Source organism: Lysinibacillus sp. NPDC097868, from assembly GCF_044761135.1.
Lineage (GTDB): Bacteria > Bacillota > Bacilli > Bacillales_A > Planococcaceae > Lysinibacillus.
Genome location: NZ_JBIWBS010000001.1, coordinates 1,115,046 through 1,127,745, shown reverse-complemented (window position 1 = coordinate 1,127,745; position 12,700 = coordinate 1,115,046). Strand labels below are relative to the sequence as shown.

Genomic DNA, 12,700 nt, shown 5'->3' with positions numbered 1-12,700 from the left:
CCGTGGACTACGACGAAATTGCCTTCACGGTTGTTTTAGTATAGGTCAAGCATTGTACTCACCTTTCTATTGTATTTTTAATTACGAAGCAAATAAAAACTCCGCAGCTAAATTTAACACCACTACTAAATGTAACGCAGCGATTAAGAATCCTTGGCGATCTAAACGTTTCATAACAGACATATTCATAAACTATCCCTCTCCTTTTTTCACATTATACGCGCACATTCTTCAATTTTCAAACTATTCTTAATATTAAAATATAACTATTTTTCTGACAACCAAAACCAAATATGGCATGATAAAGAGTGAAATCATGCCTAAAGGAGTGGAGAAAAATTTTGAAAAAAGCATTACTTGTCATTGATTATACAAATGATTTTGTAGCGGCAGACGGCAAACTATCATGTGGAGAACCAGGTCAATTACTAGATACGCCTATTGCCACATTAATTGAGCAATTTATTGCTGAGAAAAATTTAGTAGTCTTTGCTAATGACTTACATGAAGAAAACGATCCGTTTCATCCTGAAACAAAGCTTTTTCCTCCTCATAATATTCGGGGTACGCTTGGGCGCAATCTATACGGACATGTTGGTAAAGTTTATGACTTGCATAAAGAAGAAGTAATTTGGCTCGATAAAACACGCTATAGTGCATTTGCAGGAACAAATTTAGCCATTTTACTAAAAGAACGTGGCATAGAGGAAATTCATTTAGTTGGTGTTTGCACAGATATTTGTATTTTGCATACTGCTGTAGATGCTTATAATTTGGGCATTTCTACAGTTATTTATGCAAATGCTGTAGCTAGCTTTGACGCAGCTGGTCATCATTGGGCTTTACGACATTTTGAACATACATTAGGTGCAAACGTTGTGAAATAACATATGAAATCATAAAAAAAAGAAGCTGTTTAGGTTTAATAATCTCCAAAAAGGTTATAACTAAGTAATGCCATTATAGAAATGCCATTATATCTTAACTTTAAGGAGATGGATAATTTTGATTAGTTTCATTTGGTTTTTAATTATCGGAGGAATTTTAGGTTGGTTAGCTGGCGTCATTTTAGGAAAAGACGTTCCTGGAGGTATTATTGGTAATATTATTGCCGGGATTGTCGGTTCTTGGATAGGTAGTATGGTTTTAGGAAATTGGGGTTGGAGAGTCAGTGATTTCTACGTATTCCCAGCATTAATAGGTGCAATCGTACTTATCTTCATTGTAAGTCTTATTTTAAAAGGTATGCGTAAAGCAGCCTAATTATGTACAAAAGAGCCATTCAAACGAATGGCTCTTTTCGTTATTTTGAATTAATAAGGACTGCAGTTTTTAATTCATCATGGTAATCATTATACAAATTATAGTAATGTAACACATTGCTAACGTATTCCTCACTATGATTATAATTAAAAACTGCCCGTTTCACATCACCTTTAGCAGCACCATACTTTGATAAATAATTTGCTGCACTAAACACTGCATCTTCAATATCATATGGATCGGCTACACCATCACCATTTGCATCAACTCCGTACCCACCATATTTTTTTATAATAGCTGGATCCATTAGCTCTGCTTTTGAAATATTGCCCTTGCCCAGTCCAGAGCAGGTTGGATGCTTCCAACCTACAAATGTACAGGGCATAAATTGCATATGACCTACCGCACCAGCTGGTGATACAAGAGATTTCATAGAGGAAAATCGCGTTTCAATGCGATGATGGGCTGCTAACAATGTCCATGGCACACCATATTTTTCTTCAGCAGCAACATATACGGGAATATATTGCTCTGGAATGTTCATATCAAAATTTTGCTGTATTTCTTCAATTGCCTTTTGTTGCGCAAGTTTTTCAAAGATAGGAAATGTTTGAAGTTCCCTCCACGCAAAAAAGGCGAGTACATACACAGTAATCGCTACAGGGATTAATAATGCTATCATCCCCATCTTTACAGTTGGTGATAGCAGTGGTTTCTTTTGTTTTTTTTTCGCCATATGTCACACCTAATCATTCTTTGTCTACTTCCATATTACCAAATTTACCGTTTTATGTTGTAGATTTTTTCTATTTTTATTTTTACTTTGTTATAATGAGGCGAATATAGTAAAATACAATTCGATTGTTTTATTGGATATTAGTAGGAGGATTTAGTTTATGTGGAAAGACTTTAAGGAATTTGCTATGAAAGGCAACATCATTGATTTAGCGATTGCAGTTGTAATTGGTGGTGCTTTCGGTAAAATTGTTACATCTTTAGTCGAAAATATTATTATGCCATTAGTCGGTGTTTTAACGGGTGGCATTGATTTAACAAAAAGTTTTATGTTTGGTTCAGGTACAGCCCAAGTCAAGTTAGGTGTATTTTTACAGTCCATCATTGACTTTTTAATTATTGCTTTTGCCATTTTTTTAGCTTTGCGTCTGATGACCAAATTTACTAGAAAAAAAGAGGAAACTGTTGTAGAGGAACCTACACCAGAGCTCGATGCAAAAGAGGAACTTCTAAAAGAAATTCGCGATTTATTAAAAAAACAACAAGCATAATAAACAAGGCTATAGCGCATCATTCAATTCGAATGCTCTATAGCCTTTTTGAATATGCATACAGTTCCATCCTCAGCAATTAATCCCCTACTATTCCTACATGATTTAATTTCAATAATCTATGTAATTTTCTGAAATCATCTTGTCCTTCTGTACTATACATGTTAAATTGGTAACAATTATAGAGAATCTTGAAGATACTAATCAAATTATTCTATTAAGAAATAGAGTCCTGATTGGGCTCTTTCTATATCATTGATGAAGAAAAGAGTGACGATATGACAAACAATAGAACTATTGAAACAAAACTTGTACAGCTAGGAAATTTAAGTGACCCGAGTACTGGCGCTGTTAGCCCTCCAATTCATTTATCGACTGCTTATAAACATGCAGGTATTGGTGAATCTACAGGTTTTGACTATGCACGTACAAAAAATCCAACACGTACCATTTTAGAGGCAGGAATTGCTGATTTAGAAGGTGGCGACGCTGGCTTTGCCTGTAGTTCAGGTATGGCTGCGATTCAACTTATAATGTCTCTGTTTAAGCCTGGTGATGAATTAATCGTACCGGATGATTTGTATGGTGGTACATATCGACTTTTTAACTTTTTTAAAGAAACATACAATATTAAACCTATCTATTCAAAATTTAAATCTGTTGGGCAAGTAGAGGCTTTAATCAATGAAAATACTCGCGCCCTCTTTATCGAAACACCAACAAATCCACTTATGCAGGAATTTGATCTTAAAGTGTACGCTGAGCTTGCACATAAACACGGTGCATTGTTAATTGTTGATAATACATTCTACACGCCATATTTCCAACGACCAATTGAACTAGGAGCCGATATTGTGTTACATTCTGCGACAAAGTATATTGGAGGCCATAATGATGTTTTAGCAGGTCTAGTTGTCTCAAAAGGCGCTGAGCTGTCAGAACGTATCGGCTATATTCATAATGGTAGTGGAATGGTATTAGGTGCGATGGATTCTTGGTTATTGATTCGTGGATTAAAAACATTGCATCTTCGCTTAAAACAACATGATGCAAACGCGAAGGCAATAGCTGCTTATTTAGAAGAAGAAGAACTTGTAACAGACGTACTGTATACAGGCAAAGGTGGTATGCTTTCATTCCGACTTCAAAAGCCTGAGTGGATTGACCTATTCCTTCGAAACTTAAAGTTAATTATTTTTGCAGAAAGCCTTGGTGGCGTTGAGAGCTTTATCACATATCCTGCCACACAAACACATGCCGATATGCCATACGAAGAACGTGTAGAACGCGGTGTTTGCGATCGTTTACTACGCTTCTCTGTCGGCATTGAAGAAGCTGAAGATTTAATTGCAGACTTAAAACAAGTGTTTGATACGCTAAGAAAAGAGGCATAAAATAATGAAGCAACATATTGAAACAGCTCTTATCCACGCGGGTGTGCGTGATGGCTATGAAAATAAAAAAGGTGCTGTAAACGTTCCTATGTATGTCTCTTCAACATTTCATCAAGAGAGCATCGATGAGTTTGGCGAGTATGACTATGCACGTTCTGGTAACCCAACACGTGATGCATTAGAGAAAGCCGTTGCCGAGCTTGAAGGTGGTGTTCGTGCACACGCCTTCTCTTCAGGAATTGCAGCTGTATCAGCAGCATTAATGCTATTATCTCAAGGTGATCACATCGTGATTACTGAAGACGTCTATGGTGGCACCTATCGCTTTGTTTCGAAAGTATTACCTCGTTTTGGTATCTCTCATACATTCGTTGATTTTACAGATTTAGCGGCGATTGAAGCAGCCATTACGCCTGCGACAAAGCTTCTTTATATGGAGACACCATCAAATCCAACATTAGGAATTACAGATATTCGAGGCGTAGTTTCGATAGCTAAACAATATCATTGCTTAACGTTTTTAGATAATACGTTTATGACACCACTACATCAACGTCCTCTTGACTTAGGTGTAGATGTAGTAATTCATAGTGCAACGAAATTCTTATCTGGTCACTCTGATATTATTGCAGGACTAACAGTTACAGCCGATGAGCAACTAGGAAACGACCTTTATTTTATCCAAAATTCTTTTGGGAATATTTTAGGTGTACAGGATTGCTTCACATTACTGCAAAATATGAAAACAACGGATGTGCGCTTTAGTCGTTCTGCAACATCAGCACAAAAGATTGCACAGTTTTTAGATACGAACCCACTCGTTGAACAAGTCTACTATCCAGGTCTTTCATCACATCCTGGTTACGATATTCATCATAGCCAATGTACAAGTCCAGGGGCTGTATTGTCATTCCGCCTACCTAACTATGCTGCAGCAAAAGCATTAGTGGAAGCAATGAAAATCCCAGTTTTTGCTGTATCTCTTGGTGGTGTGGAATCCATTCTTTCCTACCCAGCTAAAATGAGCCATGCTGCAATGGAGCCTGAAGAGCGTACAAAACGTGGTATCACAGATGGCCTATTACGATTTTCAGTAGGACTGGAGCATGTTGATGATCTAATTGCTGACTTTGCTCAAGCACTAGAAATTGCTGCAAAATCATAAATGTCAGAATTGTTTAAGTGACTGGCACTTCAAACCCACTTCGATTTCCTGCGGCCACAGTGTAGTCGGCGGGAGTTAAGTGGGTTTTACTTTGTTATTCAAAACTTAACAGCTGAAGTAAATTCAGAATTGTTTGGGTGACTGGCACTAAGCCAATTGTCTATTATTTCATTAAATAGAGCTGGATTCGCTAATGAAATACCATGTCCAATATCGGCGACTACCATTCCTTTACAATTAGCATTGCTTTTCACCAAGTCATTTGCAGATTTTTTCATGATTGATTTTTCTTTATTCCCGACGAGCACAAGCATTGAGGTTTTAACATGCTTAAAGTTTTCTGGGATTGAGAATGATAAATTTTCCGTCAGTACAGTTGTTAACGTTCGTTGTGACATGCGACAGCTTTCTTCATAATATTGCGCAAACTTTTCTTTCGGGATATAAAGCGTTTTAGCTTGAATTTTTGAAAATGTTCGATTTGAAATAAGTGGAGAAGTGAGTTTTATTGTAGGGGCAATCCATTTTTTAAAAGCAGGCATTGGCCTCACTAAAGCGCTATTTATGACAGCAATATCGATTAAATTTGGTCTCATACTTACCAATTGCACAATAATTTGAGCCCCTAATGAAAAACCGATAATTGTTATCTTTCGATTATTAGAAACCTGTTCTATAAGATCAATTATTTTCTGTGCAGCTTGTTTCATTGAAAAATATGTATCATCACTATTTTTTCCATGTCCAGGTAAATCAGGAACGATACAATGATAATGTTGGGCAAAATATATTATTTGTTTTTCCCACATCCAGCCACTGACGCCACCCCCATGTAAAAATACGATAAGCGGTGCATTTTTGTCTCCATATTCTTCATAATAAAGCGTCAAAATTCCTTCCTCCTTTTCATCTACTCTTAGTAGCTCCTTTGTCTTTATTATAAAAATCCCTTCATTTAGCAAAGGTGATTTTATTGTTCATTCATGACACTTACAAAAATCCGATATAAATAATCACCATGTCCTTTTGCTAACACGACGGCATCTTTATTTTCAATCCAATAAAATGTAAATTGTAAGTTACCTTCGTTTATGCCTGTCGGATTGTGTTGCCATGTAGGACGTGCATCATTTGATATTAAGTGGTAAAAATATCGTTTTTGTAAGGCTCCTGAATAATGTTCAGCATAATCCTGTGCGATTAAGCCTTTTACTTCTAAATTTGTTAACCCTGTTTCCTCCACCATCTCTCGTATTACTGCTTCTAGAGGCGTTTCTCCTTCTTCAACTGTCCCCTTTGGAATTTGGATACCAGCTCCAGCTGTATTTTGTTCAAATACAAGCACTTGGATTCGCCCCTCGAATTCCCTTGTAATATACCCAAATGCTTTTTCCAAAACTTGCATTAATCCATCTCCCTTTTGTCGTTTTAAATGTTACAATATATAGAAATTATTGAAATTGTAGGTGATAAGTGTTGACACTCATTATACGGCAAATGAAAGAAGAAGACATCCTTTTTGTACAAGAAATTGCCAAAGCAAGTTGGTATGCAACATATGAAGGAATCATTCCGATGCATATTCAAAATCGTTTTCTTGAAGCTGCCTATAGCGAAGAAGGTTTAATAACACGTCTTCAAACGAGCCCATTTTTAGTAGCCGAGTTAGGTGAAACACTTGTTGGCTTTGCTAACTTTTCAAATGTTAATGACGACGGACAAGCAGAGCTATTCGCTATTTATTTACTTCCAGGTGCGCAAAATAAAGGGATCGGCTCAGCCCTATTAGAAAGTGGGATTCAAAAATTACAGGGGATAACTTCCCTGATTGTATGTGTAGAGAAGGACAATACAATTGGAAGTCAATTCTACAAGGCAAAAGACTTCCAACATGTTGAAGAATACGATGATTTATTTGATGGGCATATTTTAAAAACGTTACGGTTGGAGCTTGCGTTAGCAAAAAAATAACGGAGTCACTTGCACCCCGTTATTTCCCTCGTTTTATTCAAGCAAATCAATTTGTGTAGATTGAATAACGAGGGCTGTTAACCCTTTGTCACTTCCTGACTCATGTGCTTCTCCCTCTTGCCAACAAATCCCCTCCCCTTGTTTTACAAGTAATTTCTCCCTATCTTTACCACTGATCCATCCTTCTCCCTGAATAACAATGAATAGCTGTGGTACTGGTGCTTCATGTAATCCAACTACACCACCCGCTTCTATGTATATAAAACCAATATTTGTTGGCTCTACAGTTTTCATTATTTTAGTATAAAATGAATCATGTGAGTTGTAATTGTTAATTGCATTGCCACTATCCTTTGAGAACTGATAAATTTTCATAGCAAATCCCTCTCCTTTTTCAAACGTTTTATAAATTAGCGATTTCAGAACTTAAACCATTTTGTACAGTAACACATCATCAACATACTCGTTATCCCTTACTTTAATTTCATTAATTTTTCTACCTTCTTCAATAAAACCCATTTTTCGATAAAGAGCAATGGCCCTATATTTGTTGAAAATACGCCTAAGCTAACTTTTTCAATTACTGGATTGGCAGCCGCCATGTCAGTAATTCCCCTATTAAACGTTTACCAATTCCTTGCCCTCGTTGATCTTTTCGAACCATCATGCCAAAACTACCAGTAAGGGCTAAACGTTTTCGATTAGGCGACAAAAATACTAGCCAGCCAACGATATCATCATTGCATTCAGCAATTAAAATTGTTTCATGGTCACGACTGTATCCATGCTTGTTGTCCTTCGATAGTTTGTTGAAATTCTTCAGTTGTCGTTATTAATAATAGTTCTTCCGCTAAAACTTCTTGTTGGATTTCAAGCATTTTTTTGCATCAGCAAGACGCGCAAGACGAATGTTCATTTGATTGTCCATTTCCTATCTTCCTTCCAGTTCCTCATTTCTTATATTTTACTATAAATCAATTACTTGGATATTTACTAATTTTCCTTTAATAAGATGCAAAAAAGCCCAGATAAAATATCTGAGCTTGATAACACTTATTGCTTCTAGCATGATTAAAACTGTCGGGCTTTCGCTTCACTTCTCAAGATACGGTTATGGAGAGTAATCTCCGTTTCACCATTTACTTGAGATTTTGAACGCTTAATCCTTGTCCAGTTACGGTGGATTTTTTGAGATTTTGGGTCTAGTTGTTCAGGCCTACTCATTTTACATCCTCCTCATCATTATAGACTTCATAAGTGAATCCATGTTAGTATGACCATTTTTTTAATTACTACACGTTCCTAGACACTATTGTGAAAAATTTTATAAGCCTAACATAGTTACCGCATAACAAAGTTATTTGCACCATCATATACTCTTAGCATATTTCGACCACTTTCCTTAGCAACGTAAAGTGCCTGATCTGCCTTATCAATCAAATCGTAAAAGGTCGAAATGTCCTTATCATTGGCAAATTCTGCAATGCCAATACTCACTGTCATAGGAATAAACTGTTCACCTATAGTAAAAGGATACTCTTCAACATTTTTTCTTATTCTTTCTGCTATTTTCACAGCACTTTCCAACGTCGTCGCTGGGGATAAAATTACAAATTCTTCACCACCGTATCTCGTAGTAATATCTTTTCTTCGTACAGATTCTTTAATAATCTTTGCAACATGCTTCAATACCTCATCCCCAGTCAGATGCCCATATGTATCATTAACTTTTTTGAAAAAATCGATATCAATTGCTATACAGGAACAATGAAGCGCATTGTTTTTACAGTCTTGAAAAACATGCTCACCCTGCTCAATTAAATAACGGCGATTATATAGTTTCGTTAGTTGGCAAGTAACAGATAACTCCTTAAGTAATATGGTATCTTCTTTCACTTTTGCGCTCATCTCATTAAAAGATGAACAAAGCTCCTGAAACTCTTTGGCATACGGTGCTAACTGTTTTTCATTAATTTTATAATCATAGTGTCCTTGCTCCACCTTACCAACGCCTTTTAGTAACTGCTGAATCGGCTCTTCTATTTTTTTCGTTATCATTAACATAACTTTAATGGTTAAAAATGTGCCTACTAAAATACAAATCGCAAATAAGCCAAATCTTTTGATTAAAGGTGTATACGCTTCCACAAGATTGACTTCAGAAATAAAATACCATTTGCCTTGATTAATTGGCTTACTTTTTGCTAATACCCATTCGCCTTTTGCATCCTTATAGGAGTTTATTGGTGATTGCGTTTGATGAGATTGAGCAATCGTTAAAATTTGTTCATCAATGTTATAGTTTTGCGAGAATATATTTTGATTCGCTGAGTTCACTTCTTTCTTATTGGAAACTAATTCTGTTAACAAAGTTCCATCTTGATTGACTATATAAGCATGTCCCTGAAAACCCACTCTTGATTCATTTAAAAGCAAATCAACTGTACTAAAATTCACAGTGCCAAAAACAACACCATTAAATTGTTGCTGCTCATCAAGTATAGGAGATGCGAAAGCAATGATAGGTTCCTTTGTTACTTTACTAATTAATACATCTGTAATATACTGCTGCTTCGTTTTTTTGGCTGCTTGGAAATACTCACGATTTTTCACATCAATGCCAATCCCGTTATGTTGATATTCTGTCACTGTATCGAACTGTACTATTCCTTCTTTGTTAACAAAGACTAAATCAGTAAAAACAGTTTGTTTTTTATATTCTTGAAAAAATGCTTGCGTTTGTTCATACTGATAGCCTTTAACAAAAGCTAAATTCGTAATTGTATGTATATCTTCGGAACGCTCCTTTAACCAGCTTTCAAAAAAATAGGTTTGAGCATCTAAGTAATTGGTCATTTCTTCTTTTTGATGGTTAATTGTTTGCTGATATTCGATAAAAATTGTCGGAATAAAAATACATAAACTAATGATAAAAATAATAACGATATGCCCTCTTCGAAGCAGATTTCTTATCGTATTTTGCCATAAAACCTTTTTAATTATGTTCAAAACCTTTCCCTCCACAAAAATTAAATGGAAATTTTTTATTTTTCATATCAAAAATACCACAAGAAATAGATTGAAGCAGTGAGAAATTTAATAGTTGAATGGTAAATTATAAGAATTCATCGAATTTCTGTTACAATTTCCCAACAAAGCATTTAGTATAATATGTATATTAATTCAATTAGGAGGAACTTATGGAAATTAGAGAGTATCAATTAGAAGATGAAATAGGTTGGGTTCGTTGTAGGGTGTTATCATTTTTAAATACTGCTTATTTTGACAATGTTCTTAAGAAAAAGGAAACATATGCTAACCCAGCCATTGAGCTAGTAGCAATTAAGGATCATCAAGTCATTGGTTTAATTGATGTTGAATACGAAGTGCAACCGCAAACTGTTTGTTCTCAAGGCGATGGGTTAGGAGGAATGATTTGGCACATTGCTGTTCATCCTGACTATCAAAAAATGGGAGTTGGTCATCAATTATTGAAAGCTGCTGAAAAAAGAGCGAAAGGAAAAAAAGTAAACCGCTTGGAAGCATGGACAAGAGATGATGAGTGGGTAAACGATTGGTACATAAACAATAAGTTTTCAATTGTAGATTCCTATTTACAAGTATTTATTGAAGGTGAAAATGAAATGAAGCAAACGTTAAAATCCGAAATACCAGAACTCTACCCCGTTCAAGCCTTTGCGCACTATGTAGGGAAGGAAAAGGAGATGATAAAGAATCGCTATACTAGAGTACATGAATGTTTTTGTTTTGAGAAAAAATTGTTGTGAATAGCATACTAGAACTGTACACAATGTGAGGTGCGACACCTTTGTAACGAGGGTCGCACTTCCATTGTGAGCAATTCTTCATTCTTTACGTTATAATGCGATTTGCTGTATTCGCAATTATGAGTGTAAATACAGTGAGCCCTATAAATTGGACGAGACTTACTATCAAGAGCCATTCAGTTTGGAATACCCCATCGAGTGCCAATAATAGTATACAAAAACAATAACCATACATGATTTTGCCTATAAATTTAGCTAGTGCTTTTTTATTATAGGTCTCTTTTTCACTCTGAGCCAATGTGTTAAAGCCTGCAATTAACATGCACCATTGCCATGCGATAAAACAATTGCAAATATTAAAAATGGAATCATAATGATTAATCATACAATGGCTTCCACGATAAATTCTCCCCAATGTTGTGGCCCTCAATGAAAGTTTTAAAGGCAATAGCGACGAACAACATACTAAAATTAAGCTTTTTTAAGTTTGCGTCATACTGCTAGTCATTTGCGATAAATTTGTGAATCGCAGGTAATAAGTTCGGATGCAGCGGTAATGTTGGGTCTTTATAGGTAGCTAAATTCTCCTCTCGATTCTCGGGTGCGTTTTTGAGAATATGGTTCATGCCATCCATATAGATAAGTTCTGCTTTTTCATTGCCTTGCTTTAATGCTTCTGCGTCTGTAGCTTTCACTTGGATATCTGTTGTTCCTTGAATAATTAATACGCGGCCTTTAACTTTTTGTAGCTCATTAGCTGGATTATATTTAAGCCAAGATATCATATATGGCTGCACAGAAGGTCTAAATAATGATTGGAGCTCAGGAGAGATATTTTTCACTTGCTCTCCTTTTTTGAGTGTTGCAAGAATTGTTGTTGCTTCAGTTGTTAGGGCAGGTGTTAATTGTCCTGTTAATTGCTCCAGCAGTAATGTATCAGCAGCTCTACCTGCACCTGCTATTGAAACAAATGATTCCACATTGGCTTTTTGTGCAGCGAGCATGCCTATTAAAGAGCCTTCACTATGACCAATTATATGGACACTTGAAAAGTCTTTATTTGCTGTAAGTGCCTTGAGTATTTGAACTGCATCGTCAACATATAAATCGATGGAAATATCATCCTCTTTCGTTAACAAAGACGTATTATCTCCAATGCCTCGTTTATCGTATCGCACACTTGCAACACCTTCTTGAGCTAATCCTTCTGCAAGCATTTTCAAGCTATTATTTTTTCCAGCAATAGCTGAGTTACCATCCTTATCGGTCGGTCCAGAACCTGCAATAATGAGAACAACTGGTGACGGCTCCTTACGACTCTTTTGAAGTGCTACTGTTAAATCACCATCCTTTACAGGAACTGTGAATGTTTCGTAGGATACTGGCTCTGCAGGCTGTTCTTCATACGGTTTTAATAGCAAACGGAATTTTCCACCATTTTGATTAAACGATGCTTCGATTTGCTCTCCTTTTAACGTTCCGTTCACCTCAATAAGAGAACCATTTAAGTTAATGATAATTTGTACTTCATTCCCATGATAAGTTACGCTTTTAAAAGGATAATTACTTAAGCCTTGTGCAGGAACAGATAAAGATCCACTCTCTTTTTGTAAATCTACAATAATTGGTAGCGAGCCATTTGGAATTTCAATATCTCCTGCCCATTTTCCGATTAGTTGTTCATTCATAACTTGCCCCTCCTCTTTCGTGTCCACCTTTGTTGCCTTTTCCTTTTGTGAACAGGCAACTAATAATATTGCGATACAGCATAATACAAATAGTTTTTTCATAAAAGTCCCTCCTTATAAAAAATAGCGATCACATCAGTATTAT

General features: G+C 36.0%; 17 protein-coding genes. 7 read left to right on the top strand and 10 right to left on the bottom strand.

What is annotated here, in order from left to right; translation table 11 throughout:
- Positions 1–341 precede the first annotated feature (341 nt).
- Both ACIQXJ_RS05405 and ACIQXJ_RS05400 read left to right on the top strand, forming a co-directional pair.
- Entirely contained in the window at positions 342–887 is a 546-nt protein-coding gene (locus ACIQXJ_RS05405; RefSeq protein WP_403050531.1) for a cysteine hydrolase family protein, read from the top strand.
- A gap of 118 nt (positions 888–1,005) precedes the next feature.
- On the top strand, positions 1,006–1,263 hold the full coding sequence (locus tag ACIQXJ_RS05400) for a GlsB/YeaQ/YmgE family stress response membrane protein (protein ID WP_340824015.1): 258 nt from the start codon (positions 1,006–1,008) through the stop codon (positions 1,261–1,263).
- A gap of 40 nt (positions 1,264–1,303) precedes the next feature.
- Here the strand turns inward: ACIQXJ_RS05400 and ACIQXJ_RS05395 are convergent, their stop codons facing one another.
- The gene (locus ACIQXJ_RS05395) at positions 1,304–1,999 is read right to left on the bottom strand and encodes a lytic transglycosylase domain-containing protein (protein WP_403050528.1); all 696 of its coding nucleotides are present in this window, start codon (positions 1,997–1,999) and stop codon (positions 1,304–1,306) included.
- A 160-nt stretch (positions 2,000–2,159) separates the two neighbouring features.
- On the opposite strand from ACIQXJ_RS05395, the gene mscL reads away from it, so the two are divergent.
- From mscL to ACIQXJ_RS05380, 3 genes are all read left to right on the top strand, one after another.
- Positions 2,160–2,549: a large conductance mechanosensitive channel protein MscL gene (mscL, locus tag ACIQXJ_RS05390; protein ID WP_403050525.1), complete on the top strand. Its 390-nt coding sequence runs from the start codon at positions 2,160–2,162 to the stop codon at positions 2,547–2,549.
- A 278-nt stretch (positions 2,550–2,827) separates the two neighbouring features.
- Positions 2,828–3,943: a methionine biosynthesis PLP-dependent protein gene (locus ACIQXJ_RS05385; protein ID WP_403050522.1), complete on the top strand. Its 1,116-nt coding sequence runs from the start codon at positions 2,828–2,830 to the stop codon at positions 3,941–3,943.
- Positions 3,944–3,947: 4 nt separating this feature from the next.
- Positions 3,948–5,108, top strand: coding sequence for an aminotransferase class I/II-fold pyridoxal phosphate-dependent enzyme (locus ACIQXJ_RS05380; protein WP_403050519.1), 1,161 nt, complete (start codon positions 3,948–3,950; stop codon positions 5,106–5,108).
- A 98-nt stretch (positions 5,109–5,206) separates the two neighbouring features.
- Here the strand turns inward: ACIQXJ_RS05380 and ACIQXJ_RS05375 are convergent, their stop codons facing one another.
- Entirely contained in the window at positions 5,207–5,998 is a 792-nt protein-coding gene (locus ACIQXJ_RS05375) for an alpha/beta fold hydrolase (RefSeq protein ID WP_403050516.1), read from the bottom strand.
- An 80-nt stretch (positions 5,999–6,078) separates the two neighbouring features.
- On the bottom strand, positions 6,079–6,513 hold the full coding sequence (locus ACIQXJ_RS05370; protein ID WP_403050513.1) for an NUDIX hydrolase: 435 nt from the start codon (positions 6,511–6,513) through the stop codon (positions 6,079–6,081).
- Positions 6,514–6,584: 71 nt separating this feature from the next.
- Here ACIQXJ_RS05370 and ACIQXJ_RS05365 point away from each other — a divergent pair, with 71 nt between their 5' ends.
- On the top strand, positions 6,585–7,079 hold the full coding sequence (locus ACIQXJ_RS05365; RefSeq protein WP_403050510.1) for a GNAT family N-acetyltransferase: 495 nt from the start codon (positions 6,585–6,587) through the stop codon (positions 7,077–7,079).
- A gap of 33 nt (positions 7,080–7,112) precedes the next feature.
- Here ACIQXJ_RS05365 and ACIQXJ_RS05360 read toward each other — a convergent pair whose 3' ends face one another.
- From ACIQXJ_RS05360 to ACIQXJ_RS05340, 5 genes are all read right to left on the bottom strand, one after another.
- Positions 7,113–7,454 carry a cupin domain-containing protein gene (locus tag ACIQXJ_RS05360; protein WP_403050507.1) on the bottom strand — a complete coding sequence of 114 codons (342 nt, stop codon included), beginning with the start codon at positions 7,452–7,454 and terminating at the stop codon, positions 7,113–7,115.
- 98 nt (positions 7,455–7,552) lie between these two features.
- Positions 7,553–7,681, bottom strand: coding sequence for a hypothetical protein (locus ACIQXJ_RS05355; protein ID WP_403050504.1), 129 nt, complete (start codon positions 7,679–7,681; stop codon positions 7,553–7,555).
- A complete protein-coding gene (locus ACIQXJ_RS05350; protein WP_403054841.1) occupies positions 7,660–7,812 on the bottom strand; it encodes a GNAT family N-acetyltransferase in 153 nt (50 codons plus the stop codon). Before ACIQXJ_RS05350 ends, ACIQXJ_RS05355 begins: the two co-directional genes overlap by 22 nt.
- A gap of 338 nt (positions 7,813–8,150) precedes the next feature.
- Positions 8,151–8,303, bottom strand: a complete 153-nt coding sequence (locus tag ACIQXJ_RS05345; RefSeq protein WP_069513162.1) for a YpzG family protein — start codon at positions 8,301–8,303, stop codon at positions 8,151–8,153.
- Between the two features lie 117 nt (positions 8,304–8,420).
- A complete protein-coding gene (locus ACIQXJ_RS05340) occupies positions 8,421–10,088 on the bottom strand; it encodes a sensor domain-containing diguanylate cyclase (RefSeq protein ID WP_403050501.1) in 1,668 nt (555 codons plus the stop codon).
- Positions 10,089–10,279: 191 nt separating this feature from the next.
- Between ACIQXJ_RS05340 and ACIQXJ_RS05335 the strand changes: the two genes are divergently transcribed.
- Positions 10,280–10,867 carry a GNAT family N-acetyltransferase gene (locus tag ACIQXJ_RS05335; protein ID WP_403050498.1) on the top strand — a complete coding sequence of 196 codons (588 nt, stop codon included), beginning with the start codon at positions 10,280–10,282 and terminating at the stop codon, positions 10,865–10,867.
- Between the two features lie 85 nt (positions 10,868–10,952).
- Here the strand turns inward: ACIQXJ_RS05335 and ACIQXJ_RS05330 are convergent, their stop codons facing one another.
- Both ACIQXJ_RS05330 and ACIQXJ_RS05325 read right to left on the bottom strand, forming a co-directional pair.
- A complete protein-coding gene (locus ACIQXJ_RS05330; RefSeq protein WP_403050495.1) occupies positions 10,953–11,252 on the bottom strand; it encodes a DUF3784 domain-containing protein in 300 nt (99 codons plus the stop codon).
- 115 nt (positions 11,253–11,367) lie between these two features.
- Positions 11,368–12,657: an alpha/beta hydrolase gene (locus ACIQXJ_RS05325; protein ID WP_403050492.1), complete on the bottom strand. Its 1,290-nt coding sequence runs from the start codon at positions 12,655–12,657 to the stop codon at positions 11,368–11,370.
- Positions 12,658–12,700: the final 43 nt, after the last annotated feature.